The organism is Herbiconiux sp. FW305-C-125 (assembly GCF_058783455.1).
The window spans coordinates 16810-36672 of record NZ_JBYSYO010000017.1; the positions used below are offsets into that span (position 1 = coordinate 16810).

A 19863-nucleotide genomic window follows, 5' to 3' on the forward strand; every position below is an offset into this window, starting at 1 on the left:
AGAAGCACTTCGTGGGCAGCACTGTCTCGACGACAGGCGAGAACACTGGCACTGAGACCAGCGTGACGGCGTGGTGCAAGGTGAGCAGGGTGGCCGCCGAGTTGTCATCGACAGTCGTCGAGCTCGCTGTTGACAGGTGTCGAATTGGACGCGAGGGTAGAGCGTACCCCCCGTTCGGGGGTATGCAGCCGCAAGGACGTGGCGTCAATACTCGGAAGGAACACCGCATGGCAACATCACCATCCAAAGCACGGCGCTTTCTATGGAGCCTCGGCCTCACATCCGCGGTCTCAATGCTCATAGTCAATGGCGGCGTGGCTTACGCCGCATCAGACGACGCTTCGGCTCATTCCGCATCGACATCAGTCGGGACGAACGCTCAACCCCTGGAGCCAGGCCCAGCGGATCCGCCGAATGCCGGCACTGGGGAGGAGGTCCGCATCGGGGAAACTCTGGAGGATTCTGTCCTTCTTGGCATCTCCGGTGAGGAGCCCCAGATTTCTGCCCAATCCATCCCCTTGAATCCGCAAGACGTCCTTGAGTGCGACTTCCTAGGCAATGCCGACCACGTGGTTCTCGAGATCGAGACATATCCATACAGCGACGGCGCCAATTACGTCTGGCCTGGTGGGGATGTGGATCTGCGGTGTGGCACAGACGCGACCAGCGGCTACAAGCACATCCGCCAACGCCATCAGCACCCTACGCCCACTCTTCCCAACGCATGGGAAACGGTCCGCCAGTCAGCCAGCGACGCCTTGGGTTACACGTCCCCGCAGGTTTGGGACGAGTACATGGTCCACGCAGTGCACGACAGCCTGGATTATTCATATCCGTATCCCACGGACATCGGCAACCAGAAGGTGTGCTTCTCTGCGCCATTCCACATCTTCAAAGGAGCGCAAATATACGCTTCGTACTACGTGAACACGATCCTCTCGAAGAGCAACTTCCTTGTCGTGACCGCGTATCCGAGCACCAACTCGCAAGTTTCGGACTGCTCCCAGGAGTAACCGCCGCCACGGCACTATGACCCGGACGGGCGCTTCCCGTCCGGGTCATATTCCTTGAATCCCTCCACGACGCGCACCTGTGGCCCGAGTTCGACCTGCAGGTCACGGACCAAGCTTTCGCCCTCCGCGATCCATCGTCTTCCTACTTCGGCATCCGGCCACCTGATCTCCACCACCGGATCGAGCACTGTCTGCCAGGTGCGATTCCAGTCGTGGAGTCGAAGGCGAAGCGAATCGGAGATCGGCATTGAGTTGGGGACTAGATCACGTGGACCCCACTCGGGCCAAAGCCGAACGACATTCTGGTGATCTTCGTCATCTTTCTTTGAAGCGGCCATGACTTCAAGGGTAATGACGTCGGCATCCAGCGGAGAAGTAGGGCCGGCCGCGCCGGTGATCGACCCGATGCGCTGGGTTGCAGTTGACCGTGCTGGGTTGCAGTTGACCGTAGCGGCCCGCAGTGGGCGGCCGAACCGCTGGTTGGGACGGAATCCACTGGCGCACCAGCTACGAATTAGGTCAGGGCTCCTGCGCACGCGGGTGCTGATGCCTCAAACTGGCGAAAAGGGTCGCAGGTTGAGTGCTCGTAGCGCGCTCCCCCGACTTACACTTGCTCCATCCGCTCCACCCAAATCCATGCGACCAGCTCCTCGGACTGCTGCTGACCGCCTCTGCGGATGCACTGGGCCGAAACGATCGCCGCTCTCGTCATCGTCGTCTTCATGACCCGCGAGGCGATGGAAGCATGGAAGGGTCAAGCCGGCGCGACCTCGATCGGGATGCTTGACGACCACCCCTACCTCGAAGTCGAAAACCACGACACCGACGGCTGATCCCAGGGTCGGTCTCACGGGTGAGCTCTTGATGGGCTGTCGGCGAAGAGGAGTTCGGCAAGCGCGCCCAGTTCGTCGAGGGCGCGGTCGTCCAGCGGCTCGCGGGAGAACCATCGGCGGTAGGAGAGGTGACCGAGCAGCACGGCACTCAGCTGTCCGGCAGAGATGGCCGAGGTCGACTCACCCCGCTGCCGAGCCCGGCGGAGCACCTCCTCGAAGGGCGCCAAGTAGCGCTGGTGCACTAGGAGCTGCAGAGCGCGAAGTTGCGGATCACGCTCGGCAGCGTCGATGACGGAGGGATAGACGGTCGCCCAGGGCTGGAGGAATTCGTCGCGCACCCCACGCAGCAAAGCATCCAGGTCAGACTTCAGTCGCCCGGTGTTAGGAGCGACGGGGGCTGGGGCAAGCGACGAGCACGCCTCCAGGAGGAGACCCGACCGGTCGGCCCAGTGACGGTAGATCGTGGTCTTGGCCACGCCGGAACGCCGCGCGATGTCGTCGACGGTCACGCCGCCGAGACCATTCTCCGTCAACAGCTGATAGGTCGCCTCGAGCACCCGACTCTTGGAACGGGCGACCCGTACGCTGACCGGGGCCGGACCGGGCTCGTCCGGACTCGTCATGCTCCTTGCGAGGGCCACTGCCGGTCGGCTCCGGCGATCGCGCTGTACACGTTCACCATTGTGCCATCCGGATCGACCAGCAACATGGATCGATTGCCCCACGGCTGATCCATGGGCTCCTGCAGCACCTGGCCTCCCGAGTCGCCGAGCCCCTCCCGCACGGCGTCAACGTCGTCCACCTCGAACTCGAGGATCGCCGACGAGTTGGCCAACGGCTCGCGAACGGGCTGCCCGCCGTCGGTCATCGCCGTGCGGCTCACGACGGCGATCGTCCCTCGCGCGGTCGACACCTCGGCGTAATCCGGACCACCGACAGGCTTGACGCCAAGCAGCCTCGAATAGAAGGCTGCGACCACGGCCGTCTGATCACTAATTAGCCGTACCGATGCAAGCTCCATGATGACCCACTCTTTCTTCAGCTACGCTACAGTAGCGTAGCATTGGAATGGACGCGGCGAGGTCGAGCAGTCGGATTTGGGAGGGCAGATTGCCGGCAGAAGCATCCCTATCTCATCCACTCTCACACCGATCTTCTCTCGGCCATCCTTACGTCCCGGTCAAGACTGGTGACGATTGGAAGGTGCGCATGCGATCATCACCCGTAGGGCCCGGGATCCATACGGCAACAACCACGACGGGATGCCCACCTCGCTCACGCCTTGACGCATTCCGGCGGGGCCGTCCCTGTCTGGCAGTGGGACGAAGCGCGGCATAGGCCCAACAGTGCCGAGTCGAGGCGCACAACCCGAGCACGGCCTCCACTCCGATGAGATGCCGCACCGCGGAGCGCGGCAAGTCGGATTGGACGACATGGAGACCGGCCACCTGCGCTCCTGCGTCGCGCGCAGCGAGGAACACGTCCACTCGGTCATTCACGAGCACCGCGACGTAATCCGGCACCGCCCGCGACCCGCAGCACGGTGTCGAAGAACGTCCGCGCGGTCGCGTCCTTCTCCCGCACCTGCACCGCCCTCACCCGCGCGCAGTCGCCCGTCGCGCCGCCTCGACGATGACGTGCCCCGCCGAACCGATCCGCCGAGACGCCCGCGATCGCAGCCACCACTGGGCCCAGCACGCACCCGCCCGGGTCAACGTCGCGTCCCCGTTGCCGAGGCGCGCCTCGTGGTCGCCGTCGGTCACGTTCTACCGTCCCCGGTACCGCCTCCACTCCCCCCGGTCGCGGAAAGCCACTGGCTCCTGTTCGACCTCGGGGTCGCACAGGAGCCAGAGGATGTCGGCTGGGCGCGGCAGACTCAGTTCGCGCTCGCTCCAGTGCTTCGCGTCATACCAGTGGGGGACGGCAGTGATGTCGGATTTGCTACGCCTGCGTGACTCTGACGTCTGCCAACGACTGACGCAGCCGGGCAGCGCACACTACGCCGGCTTGGGCCGCGGAGCTCAACAACCGGCCACGACGGTGAACTTTACGTCGCGCGCGGGATCGAGGACATTCACTATTGGATCGCGTGGGAGATGGACGGCGCCCTTGTTGAGACGTCTGGCGGACTGGCGATAGATCTCCAGCTACCTGATAAATCATGCAGATAATCGCGGACTGACCAGAAGGGTGCCGTTGAGTCTCCCCAGTCTGCCGTCCGCGCCCTTCAAAGCGCTTTGAACCCCTAGCGTCGCGGTCCGACGACCGCATTCGAGAATTCCCCAGCGCCGCAGCCTCTCATCCTGCTGACGTCGGAGGTGCGGATCTGAGGGCGAGGTCTCAGTAGCCGTCTACCGATCGACTTGGTCTCCCGCCCGCACCGCTGCCGCGATCACCTGCCACAGCACCTCCGGATCGTGGGCACGGCGGCCGAGAAAGTAGCCGCCGATCGCTCCGCCCATGCGCGGCACAAGTTCCGGTCCCGCCGACCCGCCGTAGATCATTCTTGTTCCGGCAGGAAGATTACCAGTCTTGGCGATGCGGTCGAAAACGGCCATCACGTAGTCGGGGCTGGCTGGTTCTTCGGCCCCGATGGCCCAGACCGGCTCGTACGCGATGACCGGCGGCAGCTCGGTGAAGAACGTGCGACCTCGGTTCGGCACCTGCGTGAGCATCTCGTTCCATTGGCCGACGCAGATGTCCGCTGCCGTCTCTGGGCTCGTCCGCTCATGCTCACCGACGCATATCAGAGGCCGAAGTCCATTCCGAAGAGCGGCGGCGAGCTTGTCGCCGGCGCGATGCAGGCTTTCCCCGTGGTGTGCGAGGCGCTCGGCATGCGCGACTTCCGCGAACATTCCGCCCACTTGGCGAATGCTCGCTCCCGCTACGTCGCCGGTGAACGCCCCAGAGTCGGCCCAGGAAAGGTCCTGCGCGCCAAGGCGCACCGCCGTGCCATCGAAGATCTGGGCGACGGCGTCGAGGCTCGCCATGCCGGGCAGGATTACGAGGTCCACCTCGCTCGCGCCGACCGCGGAGCGGATGCCCTTGTGGCGGTGAACTGCGCGGGCCCATTCGAGCGTTGCCAAGTGGTCGAAGTACATCTTCAGGCTGACGGCGATCAGCGGCCTCGACATGTCACTGCGTCGATTCGTAACTTGAGATCTCATCAACCTTCGCGGCGGAGGTCGACGTGTCGTCGAAGTGGTATTGCAGCCACTCCTTCACCAGTCGGCGAGCAAGCTCGAGGCCAATTACGCGTTGCCCCATGGTAAGCACCTGAGCGTTATTGCTCAGGATGGCACGTTCAACGGAATAGCTGTCGTGCGCGGTCACGGCTCGGATGCCTGCCACTTTGTTCGCGGCGATGGCCACTCCAAGACCGGTCCCGCAGATGAGAAGGGCTCGATCGGCGCGGCCCTCGGCCACCTCTCGGGCGGCTGTGATCGCGATTCGTGGGTATGGTGTGTGTCCCGTCGCATCCACTCCGACGTCCGTAACTGAAGCCACCCGCGCGTCGCTTTCGAGATCGCGCCTCAAGATTTCTTTGTAGTCGAATCCTGCGTCGTCGGATCCGACGACGATCCGGAGCCCGGTCATTTGGACATCTCCAGCTCGGGCTGGACGGCGGCGACGATGAGGGCAAACGAGACGGCGCCAGGGTCGGGGTGCCCCACACCTGCGGCACCGTGCGAGCGTGCGCGCCCCTGCCTCGCGACCAGCTGCGTGGTGCCGGCTGCACCTCCCTGTGCGGCGGCTACGGCGGCGGCCCAGGCATGAGGGAGGCTGCGGTCGGGATCGGCTGCGAGTTCGGCTGCGAAGGGTTGCAGTGCGTCGAGCATAGTCTTGTCGCCGTGCCGGGCCCCTCCGGCGGTCTGCACTGCCTCAGAGGCGGCGGACCATCCATCCGCGACCTGCCGAGTGGACGGGCAGCCGTCGGGTAGGTGTGCGGATAGAGATCCGAGAACGAGTCCCCAAAGGGCGCCCGAGGTGCCGCCGGCGTGGTCGGCCCATGCGTCGCCGGCCATTCGCAGGGCTTCTCGCGTGGATCGGACGCCTCTTGCAGCGGCGGCGGCGGCCGTGAGTCCGCGTTGCATGCCGATGCCGTGATCGCCGTCGCCTGCGATGGCGTCGAGGCGGCCGAGGGCATCGGCCTCGGCATCGACGGCCGAGAGGGCTGCGTCGAGGAGCCGCCCAATGGCACCGTCCTTCGCCGTACCTTCCGTCGGCGTTCGGTAATTCGTCTCGCCGATGTTGTGGGGCGCTGTCGTCGACGTGTCATCTGTCCCGGCAGCCGTGCCGGGCAGGGAGACCCATGCATCCGCCGTGCGGATGAAGGCTGGTGCAGTGGAGGGCGCGCACCAAAGTGCTTCGAGTTCGTCGTCGAGCCAAGTGAGCGTCAGGGAAACACCGGCCATCTCAAAGCTGGTGACTAGCTCGCCGACCTCGGGGGCGACGATTACCGCTCCGGCGTCGTCGAGTGCGTGGGCGACGTCGCGGAAAAGCACGAAGAGCTCTTCGAGACTCACGGAACCGAGTCCGTTCACGATGACCGCCAGCCGTGCGCCATCGAGCGTTCCGCCCTCATCGGCGAGTGAGGTCACCATCATCCGGGCGATCTGTTCGGCTGGGACGATTTCTGTCTCATGGAGGCCTGGTTCGCCGTGTATTCCCATCCCGACCGCCATTCGGCCGGCTGGAACGGTGAAGAGTGGCTCCGTCGCGCCGGGTAGGGTGCAGCCGGAGAAGGCGACCCCGATGGTGAAGGTGCGAGCGTTCGCGCGCTCGGCGACGGCCGCGACTGCCGCGAGGTCGTCCCCACGTTCTGCCGCGGCGCCAGCGACCTTAAACACCACAAGGTCACCGGCGACGCCTCGTCGCCGGTGGGTTTCCGTCGAGTCGGCGCTCGAGACGTCGTCGGTGACTCGCACCGTCCGGCATTCGATGCCCTCGTGGCGCAGCCGTTGCTCGGCGAGGGAGAAATTGAGCACGTCCCCGGTGTAATTGCCGTAGCAGAGCAGCACTCCACCGCCGCGTTCCGCCTTGGTGGCCACATCCGCAATCTGAGTTGCCGACGGTGAGGCGAACACCTCCCCCATGGCGGCACCGTCGGCCAGCCCTTCTCCGACCAGACCGGCGAAGGCCGGGTAGTGTCCTGATCCACCTCCGATGACGAGTGAGACCTTGCCTGCCGCTCCGGGTCGGCTCCGCACGACCCCTCCCGGCACCGCCCGGACGGTGCGGCCGTGTGCACGCACGAAGCCGGTGATCATCTCGGACCGGAAGCGCTCCGGCGCGTTGAGGACGTAGCTCATGCGACGCTCTGTTCCGGAGAGGTGAGCAGCGACCGGGACTGGTTATCGCCGGGCCGGATCTGGAGCTTCCGGCCGGTGCCGTCGCGGAACATCTGGAGCGCCTCCGAGTAGTCGTCCAGTGAGAACGAGTGACTGATCATCGGCTCGGGGTTGATGGCCCCCGCCTCGAACATCTCCACCGCACGCCCGAAGGTGTTGAGCACGGCCATGGTGCCGACGATCGTGATTTCGTCACGGTAGACGCGGAAGGGGGAATACTGTGCGCGGGCCTCCGTCGGCGCCACGCCGAAGTGTTGGAAGTAGCCGCCAGGCTTGACCCGACCCAGGCCGTCTTCGATCGCGCGCACATTTCCCGTGCAGTCGATCACTACGTCCCATCGCTCCCGGGCAGCGTCGTCGGCTGAGGCGAGGGCGTGGTCGATACCAAGTTCCCGGGCCGCTTCGAGCCGTGACGGATTAGTGTCGACGATCGTGACGCTCGCCGCTCCCGCGCGCGGGGCGAGCTGGGCCATCAGTAGGCCCATCGTGCCGGAGCCGTAGACGAGGTAGTGAGAACCCATCGTGCGCGGTAGCAGATCGTAGCCGCGGAGCGCGCAGGCCAGCGGTTCGATGAGGGCCGCCTGGTACAGGTCGGTGCTCTCCTTCAGACGGTAGACGTTCGCCACCGGTGCCTTGAGGAGCTTGGCACAGGCGCCGTCGCTGGCGACGACGCCGAGTCCGTTCCAGTTGCGACAGAGGTTGGTTCGGCCGGCGAGGCAGAATTCGCATTCGCCGCAGGTTGTGCTCGGGTTGACAACGACTGGGTCCCCGACGTTCAAATCTGTCACCTCCGACCCAATGGCTGTGACCCGGCCGCTGGCCTCGTGGCCGGGGATGAGGGGATAAACGGTGCCTTCGAACTCGCCGTCGTGTACGTGGGTGTCCGTGCCGCAGATTCCGACGGCGGCGACCTCCACGATTACGTCTTTCGGGCCGGGCGTCGGCTCGGGCACCTCAGTGAGGCTGATCGATCCAGCCCGATCGAACACAATTGCGCGCATGTTTTCCTGCTTCCTGGTTTGTCTGTCGGGAAATGTGGTGTCGCGACGATGAGCTGTCAGAGGCAGTGGCGCAAGATGCGCGACAGCTCGACGGCCCGGGGGTCAGCTCCACCGGGGGTGGTCATGGGGGTCGGGATGTAGGCGAACGCCAGCTGGTACAGCGGATCGGCGAAGGCGATGGCCCCGCCCGCTCCGTCGTGGCCGAAGGCCTGGTAGCTGCCGAAAGGCATGCGCGGCTGGGGCTTCATGAACACGACACCGAAGCTCATCTCGTCATCGACGACCTGGTCGTGTCCGCTGACCTGGAGTTGCGCCATCTGCTCGAGCGTCTCGGGGCTCACGAATGGCGTCCCGAACTGTCCGAGTGCTGCGGCGTAGAGACGAGCGAGGCCACGTGCCGAGCCCGTGCCGCCTGAGGCGGCGGGACCGGCCTGGCGAATTTCCGGCGCGTTCGGGCTGAAGGCTGACAGGCCCTCGTCCACCCGGCCGAGCAGTCGGCCAAAGGCCGCGTCCGCAAGAGTATCCGAGGGCGGGGTGCTTCCCTCCGCCGATACGGTTTCGACTCCCCGCGGCGGTAGGACCGCCCGGTACCGCCTCTCATCGGCCGCCGGTAATCCGAGATGGAAGTCGATGCCGTGAATCTCTCGGACGTCAGTCTCGTATAGCCGCTGCAGCTCGCGGCCGGTCGTGCGGCGGACGAGCTCTTCCATCAGTATGCCGATGGTGAGTCCGTGATAGCCGAACATCGATCCTGGGTGCCAGAGTGGCGCGGCGGCGGCGAGGCGAGCGGCACCACTCTTCGAGTTGAGCACGTCGTCCTGCGTGACGCCTCCATCTGGCGCGGGCAGGCCTGCCTGGTGGGACAGGAGTTGCCGCACTGTGATCGAGCCCTTTCCCCGGGCCGCGAACTCCGGCCAGTACGAGGCGACCGTTGCATCGAGCTCGAGCCGCCCGGCGTCGATGATCGTTGCGAGCGTCAGAGCGGCGACGCCTTTAGTGACGGAGAAGACTCCCGTGACGTCGTCGAGGCCGAGGCCCGGTCCGCCGGCGAGATCCACCACGCGGACGCCATCAACGTAGGCGCAGAGCTGCGCGCTGAATTCTGGATCGGCTTCAAGGAAGGCGTCGAAGGCGTCACGCACCGGTTCGAAGCCCGGAACCCAAGTCCCCTGTCGGAGCTCAGAACTCATGCCGCATCTCCCTCGATCGTCGGACGGTCGGCGTGGAGGGCGTTCCAGCCACCCGGCACCGTCGGCAGCGTGATAGAGCTGGGTGCGTCGACGCGGGAGATAAGTCGCCGATGCACAACGGCGCCTGCCGCAACGGGATGGAACGGGAACCCCGACCCGGAGATCTGAAGGCGGACTCGGTGGCCACGCCGCAAGGTGTGCGCGGCCGGTGCGAGTTCGATGTGTAGCGTCTGCTCCGTCTCACCTGCGGACGGGCCGCTGTCCTCGTCCCCTCTGCCGGGAACCAACGTGTAGCCATCGCACACGTTGCGGGAGACACCGAGCCGGTCGACGTCGCACAGCCGCACAAACCATTCCTGCGCGCCGGATGTAATCGGCACGCGCAGCTGCACAGTGGGGCAGCCGGCAACCGTCAAAGATTGTCGGAGCGGGCCGGTGGTTGCGTTGAACACATCGGTTCGGCGTTCACGGGACCATTGAAGACGCCGACCGGCGTACGCGGGGTTCAACCCCCTACCTCCCGCCACTGGCGGCGGGTCGTCGGGATCGATCGTCCAACTCACGTCGAGGCGTGATCCCATCCGTTTCTGCAGTCGGCCACCGGCCACGAGGAACAGTGTTTGCTCGCGGGTTGCCGGTGGCCACTGTGGCAACTGCACCCAGGAACCGGTGCCCGTATCGTTCACTCTCACACCGCTCGCGGCGGGAGGATTGCCCAGCAGTCGGAGGCTTTCACGCGCCAGAGCGGTGAGGATGCCGGGTGAGCCGTGGGTCCATGGTCCTATAACCAGGCGCACGGGCCGATTGTTTCGGACGACAGCTGCGTAGTCGGCGAGTTGGCCCACCAGAAAGGGGTCGTACCATCCGCCCACGAGGGTGGCTGGGGGAAGTTGAGGGAGGAGTGAGCGCCGATCCAAACGGTCCCACCACGGGTCGTCCATCCGGTCATGCTCGACCCACTCCTGATAGGGCGGGTAGGGGGCGTCTAGGAGAGCCGTGTCTGCTTGCGGCGGCGTTGTCAGGAGAGCGCTGCGCATCCGGCGACGGATGCGACGCTCGGCGCGGCGGCGGCTTACCGCCGGCAACTCCTGCGTGAGCATCCCGCCAATCCAGATCAGGGCCGTTTCGGAGCCGATCGCGCCGTGCGGGTACATCACCCCGGTGTGAAAGTCTGCGCTTGTCACCGCGAGCGACATTGCTACGACGCGCTCAGGGGCTGTTTTCAAGAGGGTGTAAGACGTGTACCCGAGGTAACTGGCACCGAGTAGGGCGAGCGGGCGTCGTGCCCACGGCATGGTATCCAGCCACTCGAGCAGATCCACTCCGTCGTCCGGTTCGTTCTGGAACGGGACGAACGCACCGCTCGAGCCGAAAGTTCCTCGACTGTTCTGAAGGAGCACCGGATGTCCGCGCTCGGCAAAGAGTCGGCCGATCAAGTCGAGCCCTGATCGATCGTAGGGAGTGCGAACGATCACGAGGGCGCGTGCGCCGTCGTCATGCGCCGGCCGCCACAGATCCGCCCGTAGCGTTCCGCCATCCCTGGTCGGGATCCTGAGATCACGGGTGACCTCGGCGTCATCGGTACGCGCGGGCAGCTTCGCCGCTGCGGCCAGCAGCCTGGAGCGGATCGTCATCTCGTCCTTCTGTCTCCGCAATCCCAATCAATACTCATGCCCACGGTCAGCCTTTCACCGCGCCGGCGGCGAAGGCGTCGATGAGGCGCCGTCGCAGGATCGCGTAGACCACGAAGACCGGCAGGATGCTGATGACCACGCCGGCAGCCAACCGGCCGAGGTCGACATCGGCACCCTGGAATGCGCCCTCGTTCCGGAGCAGCGGAAGCGCGACCTGCACCGTGTAGGAGGTGCTGTTTGTGATGACCTGAGCGAAGATGTACTCGTTCCAGGCCGCGAGGAAGCAGAGGATGGCGACGGTCGTGAGACCGGGCACCACGATCGGCAGCAGCACATGGCGCAGCCGGGATGCCAGGCCGGCGCCGTCGAGTTCGGCCGACTCTTCGATCTCTTTGGGGATGGCGCGGAAGAAGGGCACGAGCAGCAGCACGGCCAGGGGGATGTTCATGGCCGCGTAGAAGAGGATCAGGAAGAACAGCGGCACCTGGATCAGGCCGGATCGAACTGCTATTAGGTATACGGGCACGAGCACCGCGAACTGCGGGATGAGGAATGCCAGGCCGAAGGCGAGCTGAGCACCCGAGGAGAACCGGTTCACGCGTCGAGCGATGCCGTGGGCGGCCGGTGCGGCGAACAGGATGGTGAGCAGCACGGATCCGGCTGCGACCAGGAGTGAGTTGCCTTCGGCGGCTACGAGGTGCACGGAGTCGTTCGCGTCGAAGAACTTCTCGAAGCTGAATGAGCTAGGCAGTCCCACCGGGTTGAGGGAGATCTCCGCGTTGGTCTTGAAGGCGCTGACGACCACGTAGTAGAGGGGCACCAGGATAGCTGCGGCGTAAAGAAGGACCGGAATGTAGGCGGCGGTCCAGCCGACGGCACTGCGGAAACGGAGGGATCGCATGGTCAGTCCTTTGTGCGGAACGCGTAGCGGATGATGCCCATACCCAACAGGCCAACCAACAGCCCGACCACGCCAATGGTCTGGCTGTAGCCGAGCCGTCCTGATACGAACGCCTGGTCGTAGAGGTAGAAGGACAGAGTCATGGTGGTCGAGCCCGGCCCGCCCTTGGTGAGTAGGAGGACCGTGCCGGCCGAACCGAGGAACAGCCAGAGGAACTGCAGCATGGTCATCAGGCCGATGAAGTCTTTCGAGAGCGGCATCGCGATGGCGAAGATCTCCCGCCAGATGCCCGCGCCGTCTAACCGGGCCGCTTCGTACACCTCGTCGGGGATTCGGCCGAGGGCCGAGGAGAAGATCACGGCTGTGGCGCCGATGCCCGCCCATGCTTCCGTGGCGATGACGGCGGCGAGCGCGGTGGCCGGGTCAGCAAGCCAGACCCTGCTGAGGTCTCCCAGACCGATGGCGTCGAGGATGCTGTTGATGGCTCCGTTGGGCTGGTAGAGGCCGGTGAACATCATCGCCCGGGCGGATGCCGAGACGATCCATGGGGTGAAGAAGATGATGGACAGCACCGCGTGCCCGCGTGGCCGCCTGGAGAGGAAGAAGCCCAGCAGGAACCCGAATGGGATGATCAGCAGCAGCCCGATCCCGACGTAGAGGATCGTGTTGACGACCGCGACGCGCAGGATCTGGTCCTGGAAGAGGTAGGCGTAGTTGTCCAGCCCGTTGGGCTGTGGGGACGCGACGAGGCTGTTCCAGCTGAAGAAGCTGAGGACGATCATCGCGACAAGGGGCGCCACCATGAATAGGCCGTACCAGGCGAGGGCGGGAGTGACCTCGGCGACTTGGCCGGCGGGCCCCCGGCGGCGGGCCGTAGCACGCCGCCGGGGGGTGTTGATTACTGCGCTTGCCACGCCTGCTCCATGCTCTGGGTCAGCTGCTCCGCGGTGGTGCCGGGGACGAACGCTTGGGTGCTGGCGCGGAAGAATGCGCTGGTGACCGTCGGCGAGAGCGAGTTGTACGTCGGCGCGTACACGGTCGTCGTCTCGGGTAGCTCCTCCTGCGATGCCACGTTCAGCGGCGGGAGCGCTGCGGTGTCCAGGGTCAGGTACCCCGGCTTTGCCGGCGAGATGTAGCCGATGTTGACGAACTGCGCGAGGTTCTCCGGCTCGTAGAGGAACGATATGAACTTCTGCACGGCGTCGATATTCTTCTGCCCGTTCGGCGATACCCACACGCCGGTCGACTGACCGGCGAAGCTGACGGGCTTAGAGATCGGCGCGGTTGACGCCAGCGGGAAGCCGCCGAGCTGGATGTTCAGATCGGGGAAGGTGCTCTGCGCGTTTCCGTAGCCCCAGGACCCGTCGAAAAGCATGGCGGCCTGGCCTGCACCGAACGCCGCGATTTGGTCGGAGTAGCTCAGTCCCGCGGAGTCGTCGGCAAAGACGCCGGCGGCCTGGAGCTCCAGGATGCCGTTGACGACCTTCTGGCCCGCCTCGCCCGCCCAGTCGCCCGTAGCGTATAGGTCAGTCACCTCTTCTTCGCTGAGCAGCGAAAGCGCGACGAGAGTGACCACGGCTGATGCGGGGTAGTCAGCGCCGCCTACGATGAACGGCTGCACGCCAATGGCTCGCAGCGCCTTGGAGTCGGCGATCAGTTCATCCCAGGTGGTGGGAGGAGTGTCGATACCGGCCTGGGCGAAGAGATCCATGTTGAACCACATGGGCCAGTTGTACCCCTCGAGGGGAAAGGCTTGGAGCGCGCCGTCGGAGTTCTTCCAAGCGGAGAGTGCGCTATCGGAGAAGACGTCGTTCAGGCCCCATTCGTCGAGGTAGCTCGATACGTCGACCGTAGCCCCGTTGGCGAGCCACGTGGTGGGGTCGCCCACCAGGTTCGTCATCACGAGGTCCTGCTCGTTGCCGGCTACCACGGACTTGCCGTAGGTGGTCGGAAGGTCGGTCTGCAACACGAAGTCGTTGGTGACCGTGATGCCGGTTTCCTTCTTGAAGTCCTCGGCCATGGTTGTGAGCCACGCCCCCGCGGGGCTGTCGGCGGAGTAGAGACTCAGCGTTGTGATGGTGTTGTCACCGCCACTTGGCGGCGCATCTCCGGTTGAGCAGGCCGAGGTTCCCAGGGCAAGGGCAAGAACTGTGCCGGCTGCAAGGACGGCCCGTCGTGTCTGGCGGGTGGTGGGTGGTGTCATTGCTGTGGTGCCTTTCTCTTCGTTGAGGTGGGGATGGTTGGAAGGAGCAGGGACAAGATGGGCTGAGTTCAGGAAGGGAGGGTTGAGCCTGGCACGAGGGCGGCACCGAAGGGAGCAAGGGTGATTTCGAACTCGGCCCCTCCGGCTGCTCGGACGGTGACGTCACGGGATTCGTCCGCTTCGCTGATCACCACGATGGTGGTCTCTCCGGACTGGCTGTGGAGTAGATCGCCGTAGACGTCCATTGCAGAGACCTGTACCGCTCCTGCAGCGTCAGCAAGGGAAGCGAGAGCGGCGTAGAGCCGGACGAGTCCACTCCGATCGACGAAGCTGGTTCGGGCGGTGAATAGTTCCAGGGGATATGTGCACAGCACCATCCGGCCGGCACCAGTCTCATGTACGAGGATCGCTGGGCGCCCGTTGCCGTCGCGGGCGACGACACGCGCTCCGGCTTCCTGCAGAGGGAACACGGCGCGGGCGACATTTGACCCGCCGACCGGAAACACGAGTTCCTCACCCGCGGCGAGGTTTCCAAAGTCTTCCTCGAAGTGGAACGTGACGGCGTCGCCCTTAACCGGCTCAGCGAGTCCATACCGGGCGGCGTGACGGACCCCGAAGGTCTCATCAACGCTCGGCCACCACCAGCCGCGCTGGTTAAGCGTCTCTCCGCAGCTGACAGAAACCCAGACGGTGGACCCCTGCCTGGCTGCTTCGGCCAGGGCCCGAGCACCCGGGGTAGTGATCGCTTTGGCCGACGGCACCAGAAGCAGCGGCAGCGCGGGCACCTCCGCGGAGTCACGGACGATCGCAGGTGAGATGTCAGCGAGACGGCCGGCGATGTATCCCTCTAAGAGCGAATCGCGGAGGGCGGGCGCTTCTTCAGGCCCCCAGAATGGGAACCCGCCGTCGAAATACCCGCTGACGACCAGTCCGGTGCGCGTGCTGGAGCGGGTCGCTTGGGCAAGCCCACGTTCGCGGACGGTGGCCGCGAACTCTCCTAGCTCAAGCATCGCGGGCTTCGGTGTGCCATCAGGGGTGGTGAGGCCGAAGTGCAGTTCGAAGGGCCGGTGGTTGTAGGGTTCCTGGGCGTCGAGGTCGAAGTCGGTGTTGTTCCAGCCCAGCCATCCTGTCACCCCTGCAGCAAGGGTGGAGTGTAGGACCTGCCGGTAGTAGTCGGCGGCATTGTCGTCGGCGGCGAACTCGCTTGTCACCCCGAACTCCTCCATCACGACCGGTCGCCCGAAGGGTGCGCAAAGCTCAGAATTGAACGCGGGAATGAGGTTCTGCCGAACCGGGTCGTCATTCATGTGGTACGAGTGGGGGCCGATCCAATCGATCAGTGGAGCCGACCACGACAGTCGGAATCCGTTGTCCTGACCCATCACTTCCAGGCCCCAGGCGCCATCTCCGAGAGACACCGGTTGCGTTCCGCCGGCTGCCCTGACGGCAGAGACCATCAACTCGGACCAGGTGCGGACCGCGTCCCCGTCCACCTGCTCAACGGGTCCCATCAGGCCGCCGCCGCCCCCGTAGAGAGGCATCTCGTTGGAAATCAACCAGCCGGCGACGGCCGGGTGGTCAGCGAAACGGCGCACCATCTGTTCGATGAACCAGGCCTGACGACCTACCATCCACACGTCGCGGTAGAGGTCCCGGCCGTTTCGCCACGCGGGGTCCCAGTTCTGGCCCGACATATGTCCGACGATGAAAGTGGGAATGGTCTGCATTCCCGTCTCCACGTGCAAGTCCAAGAACCGGTCGAAGGCTGCGCATTTCTCTTCGTCGATGCGATAGGGCTCCGGGTGGAAGTCTGGCCAGAAGAAAAACGACCTTGTTACCGTAAGCGACTGATCAACCAGAAGTTGAAGCTCGTCGCGCACCACGACCTCGTCGAAGGTGCGCCACATGAACGGTCCGCCGACTCGCGACCAGAAGTTCACGCCGATCCACGTCTCAGGGGAAGTGGCCGTCGGGCGATTGATCTCGGGAATGGTCACGATGCTGTTGACTCCGTTCACGTCATCGGGGAGGGAAGATGAATCACAGAGTAGGCCTAAAACAGCTCACGTGCAACATTTTAAAAGAAAGGCGCTGATCTAAACTTGTGTTCATGGCAGCACGTCAAGCGCGAGGGCCCTACGCGAAATCCGTCGCGCAACGAGACAACATCCTGGCCGCAGCCCGGCGGGTGTTCGCCCAGCTCGGCTACAACGGCTCCTCGATGCGCGGCATAGCCGAGGAGGCGGGCATCACGTTCACGGGCCTGCGGCACCATTTTGCAACCAAAGACGAACTCCTTATCGCCGTCCTCGAACAGCGTGACGAAGAGCACAGCGCTCAGCAGGCTGACATTCATGGAATGGGCCTGCTCGACGCCCTCATCGCACTGCTTGACCAAGTACTCGACGAGCCCTCAATCACCGAGGTTTTCACGACCGTGTCGGGCGAGGCCGTGGGGCGGGATCATCCTGCGCACCAATTCTTCGTCGACCGCTACGCACGCATTCGGGCGCAGTTCGCCGACGAGCTCGCGGCCGCCGAGGCAGCTGGAGAATACCTCGCCGTAGACCCCGAACACGCAGCGATCCTTTTGGCAGCGATCATGGATGGGCTGCAGTTGCAGTGGCTCCTGGACGAGAAAGTCGATGCTCATGGTGCATTTGCAGCATACGTGCGACTTCTCCAAGGACAACCCGCCCAGACGCCCTTGGTCTGATTTTCGACTCAGATCCTCCGTCGCCGTCTTCCGATCCGCGCGCTGACGCGCAACGCCGGAGTCGACCGGGCGGGAATGGGCGAGACCACCACCTGTCGATCGGCCTGCATGTGCGCCGGTAGCGGGACTCAGCCCGGACGGACTCGACTGAGCTCGTTGAGGAGTTTCGGGAGAGTACGCCTGACGAAAGGTGAATGTTCAAAATCGGTTTCGTCGTGACCGGTTTGAAGCCAGGTCTCAAAGGAGCGTTCGTAGGTATCCACGATGACGCGCACCGCCAGTAGAGGTGTCCAAGTAAATTCACGGCCGAGACCAGTCATGAGGTCCTCGAACGCTTGCGCGAGGGCGCCGAGAAATTGGCGCTCCGACTTCGCTACGGCTGATCCATGGATCCCGTCACGAAGAGCACGAAGGCGGCGTTCTCCACGGAACACCATCGAGCCACGGTCGAGCGGCCACGACGCCGCAAGAGCTACAGCAGCGGCACTCAGTGCGTTCTCGTCTGGCTTCGAAGCAATGAAGACAGCTACTCCACCGCGGAGGCGTTCGGCGCAGTCAATGACCAGGAGGTCGTAGACGGCTTCGAAGTACTTTTCATCGGCGGGAAATAGGACCCGGAACGCATGCGGGTGAATGCCGGATTGACGGCACACATCCTCGATGAACTCATCGCTAACTCCGCCGCCCTGCACGAGCGCGATCCTGCCGGCCGCGATCAGCCGCTGCCGGACGCGATGACGTATTTCACCTGATTTAACAGCCACCGCCACCTCCTGAGCCTGCGTGGGAAACCTGCCGTGACGCGACCGGGCGTCGCGAACGTCACCCTTACGACCGCCGCCGTCACGCCCTCTGCACCGCACGCCGAAAGTTACCTCTCGACCCACACGCCAACGAAAAGTGGTTAAGAACAGATGGGTTCCGCTGACGAAATTATTGCAGATGAGCTATTTTGATATTACCGTCGGGCATCGCTGAAGTTCCGACGCAAATGACAAGGACGTCTCACCATGGATCTGATTCGTAGCCCGCACCCCCTACCAGTCATTCCCAATGTGTCCCTGCAGGAGTTTCTCTTTGGAGATCTCGCTGACGACGCAGCGCTGGGCCCCTACCCTGACCGCCCGGCGATCATCGATGGCAGTACCGGCGTTGTTATCAGCTACCGGCGTCTACGTGAACTCGTACGTTCTACCGCGGCCGCGCTGCACGACTGTGGGGTGGCTCCAGGCGACGTGGTAGCCCTCAACCTGCCCAACTCGCCCGAATTCATTATCGTTTTTCACGCAGTCGGCGCCCTCGGCGCCACGGTGACGCCGGTGCCCGTATTGTCGGGCCCGGACGACATTCGCAGGCAACTGGACGCCGCGAAGGCATCATTTGCCGTCACCAATGAAGCAACCCGCGCCGGTGTCGATGCGGCGCTCGAAGGATCCGGGGTCGTTCTAGATGCAGGAGAGTTGACCAGCGGAGCAGCAGATGGAGCATGGCTGACCGCCTGGGCGCCGCCTTCGGCCGACGCGGTGCTTCCTTTCTCTTCCGGAACGACGGGGCACCCCAAGGGAGTACGACTAAGCCACCGCAATCTCGTAGCGAACGTCATCCAAATTGAAGACCGTATCGGTGTCGAAAGCAACGACACCGTGATGGCTGTTCTTCCGTTCTTTCATATTTACGGTCTCACCGTCCTAGTCAACCTCGCGCTGCGGCGCAGGGCGAGCCTGGTCACCATGCCCCGATTCGACCTCGCCGGGTTCCTGGCACTCATTCAGAAACACCGAGCAACGTTCGCCTTCATCGCACCCCCCATTGCCCTGGCGTTGGCAAAACACCCGAGCATCGACGATGCCGACATCTCAAGCCTTCGCGAGCTCTTTTCGGGCGCCGCGCCGATGGATTCCGCGTTAGCGGCCTCCGTCGAAAAGCGACTGGGCGTCACCGTCCGGCAGGGTTACGGGATGACCGAACTCAGCCCGGTCTCCCACTTCGTAGGCCACGGTGAGACGGTGCCCCACTCCAGCATCGGCACACCCGTACCTGGGACGGAGAATCGCGTCGTCGGTCTCGACGGGGTCGCCGTTGAGGTGCCGTCGCAGGGGATGAGTGAACCGGGAGAACTTTGGGTGCGCGGTCCGAACGTGATGACCGAATATCTGGATAACCCCGCCGCGACCGCCACCGCGCTCGACGCTGATGGCTTCCTGCACACCGGCGACCTCGTCCGAGTGGACGAGAACCTGAATGTGTATGTCGTGGATCGTCTCAAAGAACTCATCAAGTACAAGGGTTATCAGGTACCCCCTGCTGAGCTGGAAGCCCTCCTCATCTCCCACCCCCTCATCGCGGATGCGGCGGTCGTGGGCCGACCCCAAGCCGACGCAGGAGAGATACCGGTGGCATTCGTTGTCCTTCGCGAACCAGGTTCGTTGTCGGCAGACGACGTGATGAATTTTGTGGCTGCCCAGGTGAGCCCTTACAAGCGGGTGCGGCAGGTCGAGTTTTGCGAAGGGGTGCCAAAGTCGGCCTCCGGAAAAATCCTTCGCCGGGAACTCCGAGATCGTCTGGCACAGCGATGACAGCGCGGAACCTTCTCATCGATGCAGGCCAAAGCGGAACACGAGTATGCCTAATTGATGACCACCAAACAACGCCACGCGGACAGGTCACAGAACAACCCGGCATCCGGACCGATCTTCCTCTGGCGCGGCAGCTTGCACAGATCGTGGCAGCTGTGGTTTCGGAAACACCGGCAGTTGGTGAAGTTGCAATTGGGTCGACGGGTTTCACCGGGAATGAAGAACTCGGTGATTTCGATGCGCTAGCCGCTCTTGGTGTGCGCAGCATTCTTCTGGCGCACGATTCCACGACCTCTTACCTCGGCGCTCTCGGCGCCCAGGAAGGGGCGGTTGTGGCCGCCGGCACGGGGGTAGTGACTCTCGCCGTCGGGGCGACCCAGGTGGCCAGGATTGACGGGTGGGGCAACATCATGGGAGACGCGGGAAGTGGCTACTGGTTCGGCCG

19 protein-coding genes and 1 pseudogene are annotated in these 19863 nt (G+C 64.3%); 5 read left to right on the forward strand and 15 right to left on the reverse strand.

All coding sequences use genetic code 11. The features are described from left to right. Nucleotides 1-227 precede the first annotated feature (227 nt). Nucleotides 228-1013, forward strand: coding sequence for a hypothetical protein (locus AC3WLB_RS23545; RefSeq protein WP_492510311.1), 786 nt, complete (start codon nt 228-230; stop codon nt 1011-1013). A 14-nt stretch (nt 1014-1027) separates the two neighbouring features. Here the strand turns inward: AC3WLB_RS23545 and AC3WLB_RS23550 are convergent, their stop codons facing one another. Then, the gene (locus AC3WLB_RS23550) at nt 1028-1351 is read right to left on the reverse strand and encodes an immunity protein CdiI family protein (protein WP_492510313.1); all 324 of its coding nucleotides are present in this window, start codon (nt 1349-1351) and stop codon (nt 1028-1030) included. 339 nt (nt 1352-1690) lie between these two features. On the opposite strand from AC3WLB_RS23550, the gene AC3WLB_RS23555 reads away from it, so the two are divergent. Beyond that, nucleotides 1691-1846 carry a hypothetical protein gene (locus AC3WLB_RS23555; protein WP_492510315.1) on the forward strand — a complete coding sequence of 52 codons (156 nt, stop codon included), beginning with the start codon at nt 1691-1693 and terminating at the stop codon, nt 1844-1846. Nucleotides 1847-1860: 14 nt separating this feature from the next. On the opposite strand, the gene AC3WLB_RS23560 is transcribed toward AC3WLB_RS23555, so the two are convergent. The 13 genes from AC3WLB_RS23560 to AC3WLB_RS23620 all read right to left on the reverse strand — a co-directional run bounded on the left by AC3WLB_RS23560 (nt 1861) and on the right by AC3WLB_RS23620 (nt 16123). Beyond that, the gene (locus tag AC3WLB_RS23560; RefSeq protein WP_492510317.1) at nt 1861-2469 is read right to left on the reverse strand and encodes a TetR/AcrR family transcriptional regulator; all 609 of its coding nucleotides are present in this window, start codon (nt 2467-2469) and stop codon (nt 1861-1863) included. Next, nucleotides 2466-2867, reverse strand: a complete 402-nt coding sequence (locus tag AC3WLB_RS23565; RefSeq protein ID WP_492510319.1) for a VOC family protein — start codon at nt 2865-2867, stop codon at nt 2466-2468. Before AC3WLB_RS23565 ends, AC3WLB_RS23560 begins: the two co-directional genes overlap by 4 nt. Before the next feature lie 148 nt (nt 2868-3015). Beyond that, nucleotides 3016-3369, reverse strand: coding sequence for a thiamine phosphate synthase (locus tag AC3WLB_RS23570; protein WP_492510321.1), 354 nt, complete (start codon nt 3367-3369; stop codon nt 3016-3018). A gap of 828 nt (nt 3370-4197) precedes the next feature. Beyond that, nucleotides 4198-4980 (reverse strand): triose-phosphate isomerase family protein, encoded by a 783-nt coding sequence (locus tag AC3WLB_RS23575; RefSeq protein WP_492510323.1) that lies wholly within the window; start codon nt 4978-4980, stop codon nt 4198-4200. Nucleotide 4981: 1 nt separating this feature from the next. Beyond that, a complete protein-coding gene (locus AC3WLB_RS23580; protein WP_492510325.1) occupies nt 4982-5443 on the reverse strand; it encodes a ribose-5-phosphate isomerase in 462 nt (153 codons plus the stop codon). Then, complete coding sequence (locus tag AC3WLB_RS23585) at nt 5440-7158, reverse strand: dihydroxyacetone kinase family protein (protein WP_492510327.1); 1719 nt, start codon at nt 7156-7158, stop codon at nt 5440-5442. Before AC3WLB_RS23585 ends, AC3WLB_RS23580 begins: the two co-directional genes overlap by 4 nt. After that, nucleotides 7155-8198, reverse strand: a complete 1044-nt coding sequence (locus tag AC3WLB_RS23590; RefSeq protein WP_492510329.1) for a zinc-dependent alcohol dehydrogenase family protein — start codon at nt 8196-8198, stop codon at nt 7155-7157. The genes AC3WLB_RS23585 and AC3WLB_RS23590 overlap by 4 nt, the downstream gene beginning before the upstream one ends. Before the next feature lie 56 nt (nt 8199-8254). Then, the gene (locus AC3WLB_RS23595; RefSeq protein ID WP_492510331.1) at nt 8255-9388 is read right to left on the reverse strand and encodes a serine hydrolase domain-containing protein; all 1134 of its coding nucleotides are present in this window, start codon (nt 9386-9388) and stop codon (nt 8255-8257) included. Beyond that, nucleotides 9385-11022 (reverse strand): CocE/NonD family hydrolase, encoded by a 1638-nt coding sequence (locus AC3WLB_RS23600; protein ID WP_492510333.1) that lies wholly within the window; start codon nt 11020-11022, stop codon nt 9385-9387. Before AC3WLB_RS23600 ends, AC3WLB_RS23595 begins: the two co-directional genes overlap by 4 nt. 46 nt (nt 11023-11068) lie before the next feature. Then, nucleotides 11069-11923, reverse strand: a complete 855-nt coding sequence (locus AC3WLB_RS23605) for a carbohydrate ABC transporter permease (RefSeq protein ID WP_492510335.1) — start codon at nt 11921-11923, stop codon at nt 11069-11071. Between the two features lie 2 nt (nt 11924-11925). Then, nucleotides 11926-12837 carry a carbohydrate ABC transporter permease gene (locus AC3WLB_RS23610; RefSeq protein WP_492510337.1) on the reverse strand — a complete coding sequence of 304 codons (912 nt, stop codon included), beginning with the start codon at nt 12835-12837 and terminating at the stop codon, nt 11926-11928. Continuing rightward, the gene (locus AC3WLB_RS23615) at nt 12822-14126 is read right to left on the reverse strand and encodes an ABC transporter substrate-binding protein (RefSeq protein ID WP_492510339.1); all 1305 of its coding nucleotides are present in this window, start codon (nt 14124-14126) and stop codon (nt 12822-12824) included. Before AC3WLB_RS23615 ends, AC3WLB_RS23610 begins: the two co-directional genes overlap by 16 nt. Before the next feature lie 68 nt (nt 14127-14194). Beyond that, the gene (locus AC3WLB_RS23620) at nt 14195-16123 is read right to left on the reverse strand and encodes a glycoside hydrolase 5 family protein (RefSeq protein WP_492510341.1); all 1929 of its coding nucleotides are present in this window, start codon (nt 16121-16123) and stop codon (nt 14195-14197) included. Between the two features lie 113 nt (nt 16124-16236). Here AC3WLB_RS23620 and AC3WLB_RS23625 point away from each other — a divergent pair, with 113 nt between their 5' ends. After that, nucleotides 16237-16842, forward strand: a complete 606-nt coding sequence (locus AC3WLB_RS23625) for a TetR/AcrR family transcriptional regulator (protein ID WP_492510343.1) — start codon at nt 16237-16239, stop codon at nt 16840-16842. A 128-nt stretch (nt 16843-16970) separates the two neighbouring features. Here the strand turns inward: AC3WLB_RS23625 and AC3WLB_RS23630 are convergent, their stop codons facing one another. Beyond that, the gene (locus tag AC3WLB_RS23630; protein WP_492510345.1) at nt 16971-17606 is read right to left on the reverse strand and encodes a hypothetical protein; all 636 of its coding nucleotides are present in this window, start codon (nt 17604-17606) and stop codon (nt 16971-16973) included. A gap of 246 nt (nt 17607-17852) precedes the next feature. On the opposite strand from AC3WLB_RS23630, the gene AC3WLB_RS23635 reads away from it, so the two are divergent. Both AC3WLB_RS23635 and AC3WLB_RS23640 read left to right on the forward strand, forming a co-directional pair. Next, the gene (locus tag AC3WLB_RS23635) at nt 17853-19418 is read left to right on the forward strand and encodes an AMP-binding protein (protein ID WP_492510347.1); all 1566 of its coding nucleotides are present in this window, start codon (nt 17853-17855) and stop codon (nt 19416-19418) included. Then, nucleotides 19415-19863 (forward strand): annotated as a pseudogene (locus AC3WLB_RS23640) (hypothetical protein); the annotation flags it as partial. The gene AC3WLB_RS23635 and the pseudogene AC3WLB_RS23640, both read left to right, overlap by 4 nt.